General features: G+C 70.7%; 13 protein-coding genes. 1 reads left to right on the top strand and 12 read right to left on the bottom strand.

The window, feature by feature from the left end; genetic code table 11:
* Positions 1-73 precede the first annotated feature (73 nt).
* The 7 genes from ACYF6T_RS27520 to ACYF6T_RS27490 all read right to left on the bottom strand — a co-directional run bounded on the left by ACYF6T_RS27520 (position 74) and on the right by ACYF6T_RS27490 (position 6,745).
* The gene (locus ACYF6T_RS27520) at positions 74-754 is read right to left on the bottom strand and encodes an arsenate reductase/protein-tyrosine-phosphatase family protein (RefSeq protein WP_461699726.1); all 681 of its coding nucleotides are present in this window, start codon (positions 752-754) and stop codon (positions 74-76) included.
* A complete protein-coding gene (locus tag ACYF6T_RS27515; RefSeq protein WP_461699724.1) occupies positions 751-1,398 on the bottom strand; it encodes an L-threonylcarbamoyladenylate synthase in 648 nt (215 codons plus the stop codon). Before ACYF6T_RS27515 ends, ACYF6T_RS27520 begins: the two co-directional genes overlap by 4 nt.
* A gap of 61 nt (positions 1,399-1,459) precedes the next feature.
* The gene (prmC, locus tag ACYF6T_RS27510) at positions 1,460-2,305 is read right to left on the bottom strand and encodes a peptide chain release factor N(5)-glutamine methyltransferase (RefSeq protein ID WP_461699722.1); all 846 of its coding nucleotides are present in this window, start codon (positions 2,303-2,305) and stop codon (positions 1,460-1,462) included.
* Positions 2,306-2,349: 44 nt separating this feature from the next.
* Positions 2,350-3,417, bottom strand: a complete 1,068-nt coding sequence (gene prfA / locus ACYF6T_RS27505) for a peptide chain release factor 1 (RefSeq protein WP_461699721.1) — start codon at positions 3,415-3,417, stop codon at positions 2,350-2,352.
* Between the two features lie 109 nt (positions 3,418-3,526).
* Positions 3,527-3,751, bottom strand: a complete 225-nt coding sequence (rpmE, locus tag ACYF6T_RS27500) for a 50S ribosomal protein L31 (protein WP_461699719.1) — start codon at positions 3,749-3,751, stop codon at positions 3,527-3,529.
* A 121-nt stretch (positions 3,752-3,872) separates the two neighbouring features.
* Positions 3,873-5,006 (bottom strand): LCP family protein, encoded by a 1,134-nt coding sequence (locus ACYF6T_RS27495; RefSeq protein WP_461699717.1) that lies wholly within the window; start codon positions 5,004-5,006, stop codon positions 3,873-3,875.
* A 206-nt stretch (positions 5,007-5,212) separates the two neighbouring features.
* Positions 5,213-6,745 (bottom strand): trypsin-like serine protease, encoded by a 1,533-nt coding sequence (locus ACYF6T_RS27490; protein WP_461699716.1) that lies wholly within the window; start codon positions 6,743-6,745, stop codon positions 5,213-5,215.
* Here ACYF6T_RS27490 and ACYF6T_RS27485 point away from each other — a divergent pair.
* Complete coding sequence (locus tag ACYF6T_RS27485; protein WP_461699714.1) at positions 6,738-7,055, top strand: hypothetical protein; 318 nt, start codon at positions 6,738-6,740, stop codon at positions 7,053-7,055. The genes ACYF6T_RS27490 and ACYF6T_RS27485 overlap by 8 nt on opposite strands.
* 147 nt (positions 7,056-7,202) lie before the next feature.
* Here the strand turns inward: ACYF6T_RS27485 and rho are convergent, their stop codons facing one another.
* The 5 genes from rho to lysA all read right to left on the bottom strand — a co-directional run bounded on the left by rho (position 7,203) and on the right by lysA (position 14,792).
* Complete coding sequence (gene rho, locus ACYF6T_RS27480) at positions 7,203-9,275, bottom strand: transcription termination factor Rho (RefSeq protein WP_461699712.1); 2,073 nt, start codon at positions 9,273-9,275, stop codon at positions 7,203-7,205.
* 405 nt (positions 9,276-9,680) lie between these two features.
* Positions 9,681-10,598 (bottom strand): homoserine kinase, encoded by a 918-nt coding sequence (gene thrB, locus ACYF6T_RS27475; protein WP_461699711.1) that lies wholly within the window; start codon positions 10,596-10,598, stop codon positions 9,681-9,683.
* A 260-nt stretch (positions 10,599-10,858) separates the two neighbouring features.
* Complete coding sequence (gene thrC, locus ACYF6T_RS27470; protein WP_461699709.1) at positions 10,859-11,917, bottom strand: threonine synthase; 1,059 nt, start codon at positions 11,915-11,917, stop codon at positions 10,859-10,861.
* A gap of 6 nt (positions 11,918-11,923) precedes the next feature.
* Entirely contained in the window at positions 11,924-13,216 is a 1,293-nt protein-coding gene (locus ACYF6T_RS27465; protein ID WP_461699707.1) for a homoserine dehydrogenase, read from the bottom strand.
* Between the two features lie 184 nt (positions 13,217-13,400).
* Positions 13,401-14,792, bottom strand: a complete 1,392-nt coding sequence (gene lysA, locus ACYF6T_RS27460; RefSeq protein ID WP_461699706.1) for a diaminopimelate decarboxylase — start codon at positions 14,790-14,792, stop codon at positions 13,401-13,403.

The following is a 14,792-nucleotide window of genomic DNA, read 5'->3' as shown; positions in this document are numbered from 1 at the left end:
CGCGCCCCTTCGGCTCACTCGCCGTGGTGACGTACGACCAATGTAGGCCCCGGGCCCCTGGGGTGCGCTGCCGCTACGTCCTCGCGGGTACGCCCGTGAGCGCCGTGACCACCGGATCCAGCGCCTGGTGTATCTCGTCGCCGATGGAGCGGAAGAACGACAGGGGGGCGCCGTAGGGGTCGTACACCTCGTCCGCCTCCGCCGTGGGGGCCAGCAGCCACCCGCGTAGAGCCGCCGCCGCGCGCACCAGGGCCCGGGCGCGGACGACGATGCCCTCCTCCAGCGGGGGCAGGGTCGCCGGGTCTATCGCGCGCACCAGGCGGGTGAACTCCTTCAGGGTGAAGGTGCGCAGGCCCGCCGAGTGCCCCATGGAGATGACCTGGGCGCGGTGGTCGCGGGTCGCGGTCAGGACCAGGTCGGCCATGATGACGTGCTCGTCGAGCAGTTCGCGTCCGACGAAGCCGGTCGGGTCCGCGCCGAAGTCGGCGAGGACCTGCTCCGCGTTGGCCTCCATGGGCGCGCCCTCGTGGCCCCAGGTGCCCGCGCTCTCCACGATCAGCGCCCGGCCCAGGATGCCGAGCCGCTGCGACACGTAATGCCGGGTCAGCCGCTCGGTGATGGGCGAGCGGCACACGTTGCCGGTGCTGACGTGGAGGATGCGGAAGCAGTCGCGCGGAAGCCCCACGAACGTCGTCGTGATCTCCGCCGCGCCTTCCCCGTTGCCTATGCCACGCCCCGCGTCAGGGGCTGTCAATTGGCCACCTCGAGGTCTGGTACGACCTTCCGCAGCTCCTCCGGCGACAGCGCGCCCTCGCGCAGCAGCACCGGCACGCGGCTGGTGACGTCGACGATGGAGGACGGGACGTTGCCCGGGATCGGGCCGCCGTCGAGGTAGACGGAGACGGAGTCGCCGAGCATCTCCTGCGCGGCGTCACAGTCCTCGGGGGCGGGGTGGCCGGAGAGGTTGGCGGAGGAGACGGCCATCGGGCCGACCTCGGTCAGCAGCTCGATGGCGACCGGGTGCAGGGGCATCCGCACGGCGACCGTGCCCCGGCTGTCCCCCAGGTCCCACTGGAGGGACGGCTGGTGCTTGGCGACGATCGTCAGGGCGCCCGGCCAGAACGCGTCGACCAGCTCCCAGGCCATCTCGGAGAAGTCGGTGACCAGACCGTGCAGGGTGTTCGGGGAGCCGATCAGGACGGGGGTGGGCATGCTGCGGCCCCGGCCCTTGGCCTCCAGCAGGTCGGCGACGCCCTCCGAGGAGAAGGCGTCCGCGCCGATGCCGTACACCGTGTCGGTCGGGAGCACGACCAGCTCGCCACGGCGGACGGCGGACGCGGCCTCACGCAGACCGGTCGTGCGGTCGGTCGCGTCGTTGGTGTCGTATCGCCGTGCCATCTCTAGCGGGCCTCCTCGTGCAACGGACTTCCGGTCTTCCGGAAAGCTGTCGGGGCGGTGCTCACGGCAGTGCCTTGCGGGCCGTGGCGAACCGGGGGCGGTTGTTGAGGTCGGGGTGGTCGGCCGCGTCGGCCCAGCCCCGCTCCTCGGTGAAGATCCACGGCACCTGGCCGCCCTGGGTGTCGGCGTGCTCGATGACGACGACGCCGCCGGGGCGCAGCAGGCGGTGCGCGGTGCGCTCCAGGCCGCGGATCAGGTCCAGGCCGTCCTCCCCGGAGAACAGGGCGAGTTCGGGATCGTAGTCGCGCGCCTCGGGAGCGACGTACTCCCACTCGGTGAGCGGGATGTAGGGCGGGTTGGAGATCACCAGGTCGACCTGGCCATCGAGGTCGGGGAAGGCGTCCAGGGCGTTGCCCTGCCGCAGGTCGACCCTGGACCCGGCGACGTTCTTGCGGGTCCACACCAGGGCCTCCTCCGACAGCTCCACGGCGTGCACGCGGGAGCGCGGGACCTCCTGGGCGAGGGCGAGCGCGATGGCGCCGGAGCCGGTGCACAGGTCGACGATGCAGGGCTCGACGACGTCCATGGCGCGGACCGCGTCTATGGCCCAGCCGACCACGGACTCGGTCTCCGGGCGCGGCACGAACACGCCCGGGCCGACCTGGAGCTCCAGGTACCGGAAGTAGGCCCGCCCGGTGATGTGCTGCAGCGGCTCGCGCTGCTCGCGCCGGGCGATGACCTCCCAGTAGCGGGCGTCGAAGTCCGAGTCCTTCACGGAGTGCAGCTCGCCCCGCTTCACGCCGTGCACGAACGCGGCGAGCTCCTCCGCGTCGTTGCGCGGCGAGGGCACGCCGGCGTCGGCCAGCCGCTGGGTGGCCTGGGCCACCTCTGCGAGCAGCAGGTTCACGCAAGTCCTCCGTGTCGTACTCGTTCGTACGGGTCTGACGCGTCTTACGCGGCCGCCAGCTTCGCCGCCGAGTCCGCGTCGACGCAGGCCTGGATCACCGCGTCGAGGTCGCCGTCCAGGACCTGGTCCAGGTTGTACGCCTTGAAGCCGACGCGGTGGTCCGAGATGCGGTTCTCGGGGAAGTTGTAGGTGCGGATCTTCTCGGAGCGGTCGACGGTGCGGACCTGGCTGCGGCGGGCGTCGGCGGCCTCCTTCTCCGCCTCCTCCTGCGCCGCTGCGAGCAGCCTGGAGCGCAGGATACGCATCGCCTGCTCCTTGTTCTGCAGCTGGCTCTTCTCGTTCTGGCAGGAGGCGACGACTCCGGTGGGAATGTGCGTGATGCGCACGGCGGAGTCGGTGGTGTTGACGGACTGGCCGCCGGGACCGGAGGAGCGGTAGACGTCGATGCGCAGGTCGTTGGGGTTGATCTCGACGTCGACCTCCTCGGCCTCGGGCGTGACCAGGACGCCGGCGGCGGAGGTGTGGATACGGCCCTGGGACTCGGTGGCCGGCACGCGCTGCACGCGGTGCACCCCGCCCTCGTACTTCAGGCGGGCCCAGACGCCCTGCCCGGGCTCGGTCTGCCCCTTGGTCTTCACCGCGACCTGGACGTCCTTGTAGCCGCCCAGCTCGGACTCGGTGGCGTCGATGATCTCGGTCTTCCAGCCGACGCGCTCGGCGTAGCGCAGGTACATGCGCAGCAGGTCGCCGGCGAACAGCGCGGACTCGTCGCCGCCGGCGCCGGCCTTGATCTCCAGGATGACGTCCTTGTCGTCGCTGGGGTCGCGCGGGATCAGCAGGAAGCGCAGCTTCTCGGTCAGCTCCTCGCGCTGCTTCTCCAGCTCCTTGACCTCGGCCGCGAAGTCGGGGTCGTCCGCGGCGAGTTCGCGCGCGGTCTCGATGTCGTCGCCGGTCTGCTTCCAGGAGCGGTACGTGGCGACGATGGGAGTCAGCTCGGCGTAGCGCTTGTTGAGCTTGCGCGCGTTGGCCTGGTCGGCGTGGACCGACGGGTCGGCGAGCTTCTTCTCCAGGTCGGCGTGCTCACCGACGAGTTCCTCGACGGCCTCGAACATCTTTGGGCTCCTGATACTGCGGGTGAAGGGAAGGCGGGCGACCAAAAACGCCGGTCCCGGCGCACGCCTGAGTGGGGCGCGCGGCCGTGGACCGGCGAAATGGGGCTCGCTACTTCTTGGAGCCGGCGGCAGCCTTGCCGAAGCGGGCCTCGAAGCGGGCCACACGGCCACCGGTGTCGAGGATCTTCTGCTTGCCCGTGTAGAACGGGTGGCACTCGGAGCAGACCTCGGCCCGGATGGTGCCGGACTCGATGGTGCTGCGGGTGGTGAACGACGCGCCACAGGTGCAGCTGACCTGCGTCTCGACGTACTGGGGGTGGATGTCGCGCTTCAAGGTGTCTCCTAGTTTCGGGAGGGCGCCGGGTCGCCAGCGCGGGATGCGAGGGCGTGAACCGGAGCCGACGTACCAGTCTGCCAGGACTGGGGCCATCCCCCAAAACCGGGGCCGGGGCGATCTATTCCACGACGCCCCTGGCGTCGCCGGAGGCGGTGCCCCGGGTGGCCGACTTCGGGATGGCCCGGTCGTTCTTCAGCGCCGTCCAGACCTGTTCGGCCTTGGCCTGCTGGATGATCACGCGGTTGGGGTCGGCCGGGTCGTACCGGACCGGCATGGTGATCATCTGCATCCGGGAGGAGCCGATGCCCTTGAGGCCGTTCGCGAACGACATCAGGGAGTTGATGGAGCCGAGGTCGGAGTCGGTCGTCACGGCCTTGGTGGCGGTGTCGGCGAGGTCGTACAGCTTCTTCGGGCTGGTGAAGACGCCGATCTGCCCGACCTGGTCGACCAGCGCCTTGATGAAGGCCTGCTGGAGCTGGATGCGGCCGAGGTCGGAGCCGTCGCCGACGCCGTGCCGGGTGCGGACCAGGCCGAGGGCCTGCTTGCCGTTCAGGGTGTGCGTGCCGGCCTTGAGGTTGAGGTGGCTCTGCTTGTCGGTGATGTCCTTGGTGGTGGTGACCGGGACGCCGCCGAGCTCGTCGATCAGCTTCTCGAAGCCGCTGAAGTCGACTTCGAGGTAGTGGTCCATGCGCAGGCCGGTGAGGGACTCGACGGTCTTCACGGCGCAGGCGGCGCCGCCCGTGGAGTAGGCGCTGTTGAACATCACGCCGGTCGCGGCGTCGTGCGTGTCGCCCTTGGTGTCGGTGCACTCGGGGCGGTCGACGAGGGTGTCGCGCGGGATGGAGATCACACTGGCCCGCTTGTGGCCCTGGTAGACGTGGACGATCATCGCCGTGTCCGAGCGGGCGCTGCCGTCGTCGGCGCCGCCGCCCAGCGCCTTGTTGCTGCCGGAGCGGGAGTCCGAGCCCAGGACGAGGATGTTCTCCGAGCCGTTGTCGGCCTTGGTGGGCCGGTCGGTGCCGAGGGCCTGGTTGATGTCGACGCTCTTGATGTTGCCGTTGAGCTTGAAGTACAGGTAACCGACCCCGGTGCCGCCGAGCACGACGATGCCCGCAGCGGTCCAGGCCATCAGGATCAGGGCCTTGCGGTGCTCGCTGCGCGGCTTGCGGCGTCGGCCCCTGGCGCGGTTGCGCGGGCCCTTCGTGCCGGCCTCCCCCGGTATGCCGGGCTCCGGCGTGCTCTCGGCGGACATGTGCTCCTCGGGTCTCGCTCGGTCGGTTACCCCCTGCTGTCGGGATCAGGCCTGGCCGAAATCGGCCTGTACCGCACCATCGTCACCCGTCGGGTCAGACGGGGAAACTCGGAAAAGGGTTGCACAACGCACTGTGCCCAGCCCGTGGTGGGCTGGGCACAGAGAGTGACCGGTTCAGTCCGGGAGCACGGCGCTCACCTGCGGCTTCAGCCCCAGATGTCGTACGCCTGGAAACCGGTGCCGACGGAGATCCTTGTGGCGAAGATCCCACTGCTCGCCTTGCCCGTGCCCGGGTACAGGTAGAGCGTGCCGCCGGAGGTGCGGGCCAGGAAGTCGGCCTTGCCGTCGCCGGTGACGTCGCCGACGGCGTCGAAGGCGTTGTAGCCGCTGCCCCACGTGCGCACGTGGACGCGGCTGGAGAAGGCGCCCGTGCCGATCTTGCCGGTGCCCCGGTACAGGTACACGTACCCGGTGCTCTTGTTGCGGGCGATCAGGTCGGCCCTGCCGTCGCCGTTGAAGTCGCCGTGGCCGCGCAGCAGGTTGTACTGGCTCCAGCCGCCGCCGACCTTGACGCGGCTGCCGAAGGTGCCGTTGCCCTTGCCCGGGTAGATCCACAGGTAGCCGCCGGAGTCGACCGACAGCAGGTCGGGCAGGTAGTCGCCGGTGACATCACCGGGCACGACGATGTACTTGCGGGTCGACCAGCCGCTGAAGATCTGCTTCTTGCTCCAGCTCTCGGTGGACGGGACGAAGTGCAGCCAGAACACCGCCCCGTCACTGCTGCGCCGCAGCACGAAGTCCTCGTAGCCGTCCCGGTTCAGGTCCGTCTGCAGGATGACGTTGTAGCCCTTGAAGCTGCCCCAGGACTCGCGGGCGCCGAACGAGGTGCCCTTGGAGTCCTTCTCGTAGCCGGTGTACGTGGACTTCTCGCGCACGAACAGGTCGGCCCGGTGGTCGCCGCTGAGGTTGCCGTCGTCGACGCGCGGGTAGGCGGCGCCGACGTACGTGGTGACCTTGGTGAACACGCTGTAGGCGCCCTTGGCGACGCAGTTCTGGACGCCCCAGGACACGACGCCGACGATCCGGTTGTTCACGACCAGCGGGCCGCCGGAGTCGCCGTTGCAGGCCGAGGTGGTGCCGGTGTCGCTGCCGGTCGCCGGGGTGCCGGCGCAGACCATGTGGCCCTTGATGAAGTCGCTGCCGTAGTAGCCCGCGCAGGTGCTGTCGGACTGGATGGGCAGCGTCGCCTTCTTCAGCGTCTGGGAGATGTCGTCGCTGGTGGAGCTGGTGCGGCCCCAGCCGTAGACGGTGGCGCTCTGGGCGGCGGTGCCCGTGTACGACGCCGAGTCGCCCGACGTCGTCATGCGGATCGGCGTGGCGCTGATCGGGTTCGGCAGGGTCAGCACGGCGATGTCGTTGTCGACGGTCGTCGCGTTGTACGACGGGTGGTTCCACTGCCGCCACACACCGGAGACGGTGCCGCCGTGCAGGTCGGTGTTGCCCGCGCTGTCGGTGGTGGGCAGCTGGTCGGTGCCGGTGAGGATGGCGCCGTTGGCGTGCCAGTTGTAGCCCTTGACGCAGTGCGAGGCGGTGAGGATCTTCGTCGGCGCCACGACCGCGCCACCGCAGAAGAAGCCGACGTCGTCGGTGGTGGAGGTGGTGCCCTTGTCGTCGTAGTACCACAGCTGCGCCATCCACGGCGCCGAGGTGATCGTCGTGGTGGTACCGCCGATGATCATCGGGCTGACGGAGGACGTGGACGACGTCGAGGACGACGAGGACGATGAAGACGACGAGTTCGACGAGCTGGATGTGCCGGTGGTCGTGTCCTTGGTCTTCGACGCCTTCGAGAAGTCCTTGTCGGTGGCCAGTACGCCCGCGATCCGGTCCGACAGCTCGGTCAGCGAGGCGGAGCTGGTGGCGGGCTTGACGGTCGGCTGCGCCGACGCCGTCGCGGCGCCCGCGGACGACACGGTCAGCGCGGCGGCGACGGCCGCGGCGAGGCCGGCGGCGGCGACGGGCAGGCCGATGCGTATCCGGCGTCTGTGACGACCACCGGACAGGGGTGTGGTCAAGGAAAGTCCCCCCAGTGAGGCACGAGTTGGGAGAGCGCAGAGTGCGCCCCTCCCTATCTGCGCCAACGGCTCGCCCCCCGTTACAGGAGTAACGGGGGGCGAGCCGTGTGAAGAGCGTGCCTCAGTCGCCGTTGCCGGGCGTCGGGGTCGTCTTCTGGATCTGCATCAGGAACTCGACGTTCGACTTGGTCTGCTTCATCTTGTCGAGGAGCAGCTCGATCGCCTGCTGCTGGTCGAGCGCGTGCAGGACGCGGCGGAGCTTCCAGACGATGCCGAGCTCCTCGGCGCCCAGCAGGATCTCTTCCTTGCGGGTGCCGGAGGCGTCCACGTCGACGGCCGGGAAGATGCGCTTGTCGGCGAGCTTCCGGTCGAGCTTGAGCTCCATGTTGCCGGTGCCCTTGAACTCCTCGAAGATCACCTCGTCCATGCGCGACCCGGTGTCCACCAGCGCGGTGGCGAGGATGGTCAGCGAGCCGCCGTCCTCGATGTTGCGGGCCGCACCGAAGAAGCGCTTCGGCGGGTACAGGGCGGTGGAGTCGACACCACCGGACAGGATGCGGCCGGAGGCCGGCGCCGCGAGGTTGTAGGCGCGGCCCAGACGCGTGATCGAGTCGAGCAGCACGACCACGTCGTGGCCCAGCTCCACCAGGCGCTTGGCGCGCTCGATGGCGAGCTCGGCGACCGTGGTGTGGTCCTCGGCCGGGCGGTCGAAGGTCGAGGAGATGACCTCGCCCTTGACCGACCGCTGCATGTCGGTGACCTCTTCCGGACGCTCGTCGACGAGGACGACCATCAGGTGGCACTCGGGGTTGTTGTGCGTGATCGCGTTGGCGATCGCCTGCATGATCATGGTCTTGCCGGTCTTCGGCGGGGCCACGATCAGACCGCGCTGGCCCTTACCGATCGGCGACACGAGGTCGATGATGCGGGTGGTCAGCACGCCCGGGTCCGTCTCCAGGCGGAGGCGGTCCTGCGGGTAGAGCGGGGTGAGCTTGTTGAACTCCGGGCGGCCGCGGCCGTGTTCGGGCGCCATGCCGTTGACGGAGTCCAGGCGCACCAGCGCGTTGAACTTCTCGCGCCGCTCGCCTTCCTTGGGCTGGCGGACCGCGCCGGTGACGTGGTCGCCCTTGCGCAGGCCGTTCTTGCGGACCTGGGCGAGGGAGACGTACACGTCGTTCGGCCCGGGGAGGTAGCCCGAGGTACGGATGAAGGCGTAGTTGTCGAGGATGTCCAGGATGCCCGCGACCGGGATCAGGACGTCGTCCTCGGCGATCTGCGGCTCCTGCACCTCGTCGCGGCCACGGCGCCCGCGCCGGTCGCGGTAGCGTCCGCGACGGCCACGCCGGCCGCCCTCGAAGTCGTCGTCGTCCTGCTGGCGGTTGTCCTGCCGGTCCTGCCGGCCGCCGCCCTGCTGCTGGTTCTGCTGCTGACCGCGCTGCTGGCCGCCCTGGCCCTGCTGGTCGTCGCCCTTGCGGCGGTCCCCGCGGTCCTGGCGGTCCCCGCGGTCCTGGCGGTCGCCGCGGTCCTGGCGGTCGCCGCGGTCCTGGCGGTCCCCGCGGTCCCGGCCGCGGTCACGGCGGTCGCGGCGGCCACGGCCCTCGCCGTCACCGGCGTCGCCCTTGGCGTCGTTCTGCGCCTGGGGGGCGGGCGTCTCGGCCTTCGGCTCGTTCCTGGCCTCGGTGGTGATGGTCTCGGCGCCGCCGGACGCCGGGGCGCCGGCCTCGGCGGTGGCGCGGCGACGACGGCGCTCGGTGGGGGCGTCGTCACCGGCGGCGGGCTGACCGGGGATCTCGATCTGCTGCTGGGCCACGGCCTTCTCGGCGGGGGCCTCGGCCGACTTGTCGGCGGCGGCGGACGCTGTGTCCTCGCCGGTACGGGCCTTGGAGGTGGCCCGGCGCTTCGGCTTGGTCTCGGTGGCGTCGCCCGCGGCGGTCGCCGCCTTCGGGGCCGAGGCGCCACCTCCCGCCTGCGCCTCCTTGATGACCTCGATCAGCTGGCTCTTGCGCATCCGCGCGGTGCCCCTGATGCCGAGGCCGGAGGCGACCTGCTGCAGCTCGGCCAGCACCATGCCCTCGAGGCCGGTACCGCGGCGCCGCCGGGAGCCGGCACCGGTGGCAGGCGCGGAGGCGTCCGTGGCGGGCGCGGCAGCGGTCTCCTCGACACGTGCGCCCATCAGATCGGTGGTGTCGCTCACGAAGGGTCCTTCCCTGGAGCGGACGTCGGCCTTCTGGCTCGGCGACCGGTTGTGCTTCCGGCTTGGTCCTTGCTGTGTGGACCGCGCCGGGGCGGTGGTCCGCCAAAGGTGGCGGAGGCAATATCTGGGATGGCGCTTCCCAAAGCCGTGGCACCGAGTGCCGGTGTCAGGTGGCCTGGTCGCACCGATTCCGGAGCGTGCCCGGCAAGTCGCTCAGTGCCCGCGTACGAGGTACTGCCCGCGTACGTCGTACGGAACACAGTGCGGCTTGGGAGGCTCCCGGAAGAATGTCTGTCCCGGACGGGGACACGAAGCACCTCGCCATGGTGGGGTCGGGTGCAGACTTGAGGTTAACACTACCGGATCCAACAAACATTCCCCCTCTCGAAATCCGGCAACCGTGTGTCAGGTCGCAAGCGGCAGCACGCTCGCTCCCCGGGCGTCGAGGTCGAGCCGGTTGGCGGCCCACCCCTCGCCTGCCAGATCGGCCACCTTGTCGGCGCTGTCGGCGTCGACCAGCGCCAGCACGGTGGGTCCTGCTCCGGAGATGACTGCCGGGACTCCGTCGGCCCGCAGCCGCTCCACCAGCGCGGCGCTCTCCGGCATGGCCGGGGCGCGGTACTCCTGGTGGAGACGGTCCTCGGTGGCCGGCAGCAGCAGCTCGGGGCGCCTGGTCAGGGCCTCGACGAGCAGGGCGGCGCGGCCCGCGTTGGCGGCGGCGTCGACGTGCGGCACGGTGCGCGGGAGCAGGCCGCGCGCGGTCTCGGTGAGCACCGGCTTCCCGGGCACGAAAACCACCGGAACGATGGAATCGTGGGGCTCCAGCCGGATCGCCCGGGCGGCGCCGGCCTCCATCCAGGCGATGGTGAAGCCGCCGAGCAGGCACGGCGCCACGTTGTCGGGGTGGCCCTCGATCTCGGTCGCGAGCTCCAGCAGGGCCGGGTCGTCGAGCTTCGACTCGCCGCCTATGGTCACGGCTCGCGCGGCGACGATGCCGGCGCAGATGGCGGCCGAGGACGAGCCCAGGCCGCGGCCGTGCGGGATGCGGTTGGCGCAGACGATCTCCAGGCCGCGCGGCTGGCCGCCCAGCAGGTCGAAGGCGGTGCGCAGGGACCGTACGAGAAGGTGGTTCTCGTCGCGCGGGAGTGTCTCGCTGCCCTCTCCCGCGATGTCGATGTGCAGCCCGGAGTCGGCCACCCGGACGACCACGTCGTCGTAGAGCCCCAGCGACAGGCCGAGGGCGTCGAAGCCCGGGCCGAGGTTGGCGCTGGTGGCGGGGACGCGCACCCTGACGGCGGCGGCGCGGAACGCTGGACCGGCCATCGCTCGATGACTCTCCTTGAGCTGCGTGATTGTCGAAGACATTCGATGACGTACGAAGACCCTGCGGGCCGCAAAGACGGCGCGGCGGCCTGCCGTACGCGAGGGCATATGCAGCAGGCGGGTTCGGTACAGCCTATCGAAGGAAGGTTCTGTGGCGACATAGGGCGCACAGGAGGCGCACGATGCGTGTCGTAAGCCCCCTGTGCACCCCCGGCAGGGGAACTCCCCAGTCCCCCTGGGGGTTCCCCTCCGCGGCGCTGTTACGCGAGCCCGAGGCGCTCGGCGGCGGACACCGCGTCGACCGGGACGGTGACCGGCTGCGGGGCGCCGGCGACGGCCCAGTCGGGGTCCTTGAGGCCGTTTCCGGTGACCGTGCAGACGATGGTCTGGCCCGGGTCGACCTTGCCCTGCTCGGCGGCCTTCAGCAGACCGGCCACGGACGCGGCGGAGGCGGGCTCCACGAAGACGCCCTCCTGCGCGGCCAACAGCCGGTAGGCGCGCAGGATCTCACGGTCCGTCACCTCGTCGATGAGGCCGCCGGACTCGTCCCGCGCCGCCAGCGCGTACTGCCAGGAGGCGGGGTTGCCGATGCGGATCGCGGTGGCGATGGTCGAGGGGTCCTTGACCACCTCGCCGCGCACGATGGGGGCGCTGCCGGAGGCCTGGAAGCCCCACATCCGGGGCGTGCGGGCGGCGGGGCCGTCGGCGGCGTACTCCCGGTAGCCCTTCCAGTACGCCGTGATGTTGCCCGCGTTGCCGACCGGCAGGACGTGGATGTCGGGCGCGTCGCCCAGCATGTCCACGATCTCGAAGGCGGCGGTCTTCTGTCCCTCGATACGCACCGGGTTGACCGAATTGACCAGTGCCACGGGGTAGTTGTCGCTGAGCGCCCGGGCGAGGGTGAGGCAGTCGTCGAAGTTGCCGTCGACCTGGAGGATCTTGGCGCCGTGCACCAGCGCCTGCCCCATCTTGCCGAGGGCGATCTTGCCCTGCGGGACGAGCACGGCCGACACCATGCCGGCGCGCACGGCGTACGCGGCGGCGCTCGCGGACGTGTTGCCGGTGGAGGCGCAGATGACGGCCTGCGCGCCCTCCTCCTTCGCCCGCGTGATGGCCATGGTCATCCCGCGGTCCTTGAAGGAGCCGGTGGGGTTGGCGCCCTCCACCTTCAGGTGGACCTCGCAGCCCGTGCGCTCGGAGAGCACCTGCGCGGGCACGAGGGGCGTGCCGCCCTCGCGGAGCGTCACGACCGGCGTGGTGTCGGAGACGGGCAGCCGGTCCCGGTACTCCTCGATGATTCCGCGCCACTGGTGGGTCATTGCTGGTTACTCTCCTTCAACCCGCATGATGCTGGCGACACCCCGCACGGTGTCGAGCTTGCGCAGCGCCTCGACGGTCCCGGACAGGGAGGCGTCGGACGCGCGGTGGGTGACGACGACGAGAGAGGCCTCGCCGTCCTTGCCCTGCTGCCGAACCGTATCGATCGACACCCCGTGCTCGGCGAACACGGTGGCCACCTGGGCGAGAACACCCGGTTTGTCCGCGACGTCGAGGCTGATGTGACAGCGGGTGACGACCTCGCCCATCCCCGAGACGGGCAGTGCGGCATACGCCGACTCGCCGGGCCCCGTCGCCCCGCTGAGCCGGTTGCGGCAGACGGCGACGAGGTCGCCGAGGACGGCGGACGCGGTCGGCGCACCGCCGGCACCGGGTCCGTAGAACATGAGCTGGCCGGAGGCGTCCGACTCCACGAACACCGCGTTGTACGCCCCCCGCACCGAGGCCAGCGGGTGGGTGAGCGGGATCATCGCGGGGTGCACGCGCGCGGTGACCGACTGCCCGTCCTCGGCTCGCTCGCAGATGGCGAGCAGCTTGATGGTGCAGCCCATCTCCTTGGCCGAGCGGAAGTCGGCGGAGGTGACCTCGGTCATGCCCTCGCGGTAGACGTCGTCGAGGCGCACCCGGGAGTGGAAGGCGATGCCGGCGAGGATGGCGGCCTTGGCGGCGGCGTCGAAGCCCTCGACGTCGGCGGTGGGGTCGGCTTCGGCGTACCCGAGCGCGGTGGCCTCGTCGAGGGCCTCCTGGTAGCCGGCCCCCGTCGAGTCCATCTTGTCGAGGATGAAGTTGGTGGTGCCGTTGACGATCCCGAGCACCCGGTTGACCTTGTCGCCGGCGAGGGACTCGCGCAGCGGCCGGATCAGCGGGATGGCGCCGGCGACGGCGGCCTCGTAGTACAGATCCCGCCCGTGCTCCTCGGCGGCGGCGTGCAGGGCGGCCCCGTCCTGGGCGAGCAGCGCCTTGTTGGCGGAGACGACGGAGGCCCCGTGCTCGAAGGCGGCGGTGATGAGCGACCGGGCGGGCTCGATCCCGCCGATCACCTCAACCACGACGTCGATGTCGCCGCGTTTGACGAGGGCGGTGGCGTCGGTGGTGACGAGGCCGGGGTCGATCCCCTCGCGCACCTTGCCCGGACGCCGCACGGCGACCCCGGCCAGCTCCACCGGGGCCCCGATCCTGGCGGCGAGGTCGTCGGCGTGCGTCGTCATGATGCGCGCCACCTCTGAGCCGACAACCCCACAGCCCAGCAGCGCCACCTTCAGCGGACGCGTACGCATCATCCGACCTCGTTTCCTCATACCGTCTACGGTTGGTCCAGTCTCACTCACCGGACGGGACTTTCTGCCTTTGGTCCGGATCGTGAGACGTCTATTTCATTTACGCGGGGGCGGAAGACAGGAGATCTTCCACCCCTGGCGCCGCGCAGCCACCCGGGCCTGCCACCGCTCACGCCTCGCCGCACCGTCAGCCGACGTCGAGCCGCAGAAGATCCTCCTCCGTCTCCCGGCGGACGATGACGCGGGCCGCACCGTCGCTCACCGCGACGACCGGCGGACGCAGCACGTGGTTGTAGTTGCTGGCCATGGAACGGCAGTACGCGCCCGTCGCCGGTACGGCGATCAGGTCACCCGGTGCCAGGTCGCCCGGCAGGAACGCGTCCCTGACCACGATGTCCCCGCTCTCGCAGTGCTTGCCGACGACCCGGGCGAGCATGGGCGCGGCGTCGGAGGTCCGGGACACCAGGGCGACGCTGTACTCGGCGTCGTAGAGCGCGGTACGGATGTTGTCCGACATGCCGCCGTCGACGGAGACGTACGTACGCAGTCCGTCGAGGGGCTTGATGGTGCCGACCTCGTAGAGCGTGAAGGCGGTCGGCCCGACGATGGCCCGCCCCGGCTCGACGGAGATCCGGGGAGTCCGCAGCCTGGCGGCGTCGCACTCCCGGCTGACGATCTCCGTCAGCGCCTTGGCGATCTCGTGCGGCTCGCGCGGGTCGTCGTCGCTGGTGTACGCGATGCCGAGGCCGCCGCCGAGGTCGATCTCGGGCAGTTCGACGCCGTGCTCGTCGCGGATGTCCTTCAGCAGCCCGACCACGCGATGGGCGGCGACCTCGAACCCGGACATGTCGAAGATCTGCGACCCGATGTGGCTGTGGATCCCGATCAGCTCGAGCCCGTCCAGCTGCAACGCCCGCCGCACGGCCTCCGCCGCCTGCCCCCCGGCGAGCGGAATCCCGAACTTCTGGTCCTCGTGGGCGGTGGCGATGAACTCGTGGGTGTGGGCCTCGACGCCCACGGTGATACGAATCTGCACCCGCTGCCGCTTGCCGAGCTCCTGCGCGATGTGCGCGACCCGCACGATCTCCTGGAAGGAGTCGAGCACGATCCGCCCGACGCCGGCGCCGACCGCCCGGCGGATCTCCTCGCTCGACTTGTTGTTGCCGTGGAAGGCGATCCGCTCGGCGGGCATCCCGGCGGAGAGCGCGGTGGCCAGCTCGCCCCCGGAGCAGACGTCGAGGTTCAGCCCCTCCTCGTCGAGCCATCGCACGACGGCACGCGACAGAAACGCCTTCCCCGCGTAGAAGACGTCGGCGTCATGCCCGAAGGCCGTGCGCCAGGCTCGCGCCCGGGCCCGGAAGTCGGCCTCGTCGAGGACGTAGGCGGGGGTGCCGAACTCCTCGGCGATGCGCTTGACGTCGACGCCGCCGACGGTGACCACGCCGTCCGCGTCCCGCGCGACGGTCTGGGCCCACACCTTGGGGTCGAGGGCGTTGAGGTCGGCGGGCGGTGCGGAGTAGTGGCCCTCGGGGAGGACGTCGGCGTGACGGGGCCCGGCGGGGTGTGCGGAACGGCTCAT

It is taken from the genome of Streptomyces sp. 7R007, assembly GCF_054850255.1.
This window is presented reverse-complemented; position numbering and strand designations above follow the sequence as displayed.

What these genes read in the sequence shown, in the direction of transcription:
- ACYF6T_RS27515 (WP_461699724.1), bottom strand. Translation starts at nt 1,398, where the DNA reads ATGGCACGGCGATACGACACCAACGACGCGACCGACCGCACGACCGGT.
- thrC (WP_461699709.1), bottom strand. Translation starts at nt 11,917, where the DNA reads ATGACCCACCAGTGGCGCGGAATCATCGAGGAGTACCGGGACCGGCTG.
- lysA (WP_461699706.1), bottom strand. Translation starts at nt 14,792, where the DNA reads ATGAGCCGTTCCGCACACCCCGCCGGGCCCCGTCACGCCGACGTCCTC.
- ACYF6T_RS27465 (WP_461699707.1), bottom strand. Translation starts at nt 13,216, where the DNA reads ATGATGCGTACGCGTCCGCTGAAGGTGGCGCTGCTGGGCTGTGGGGTT.
- ACYF6T_RS27495 (WP_461699717.1), bottom strand. Translation starts at nt 5,006, where the DNA reads ATGTCCGCCGAGAGCACGCCGGAGCCCGGCATACCGGGGGAGGCCGGC.
- prfA (WP_461699721.1), bottom strand. Translation starts at nt 3,417, where the DNA reads ATGTTCGAGGCCGTCGAGGAACTCGTCGGTGAGCACGCCGACCTGGAG.
- ACYF6T_RS27490 (WP_461699716.1), bottom strand. Translation starts at nt 6,745, where the DNA reads ATGATCATCGGCGGTACCACCACGACGATCACCTCGGCGCCGTGGATG.
- thrB (WP_461699711.1), bottom strand. Translation starts at nt 10,598, where the DNA reads ATGGCCGGTCCAGCGTTCCGCGCCGCCGCCGTCAGGGTGCGCGTCCCC.
- ACYF6T_RS27485 (WP_461699714.1), top strand. Translation starts at nt 6,738, where the DNA reads ATGATCATCGGGCTGACGGAGGACGTGGACGACGTCGAGGACGACGAG.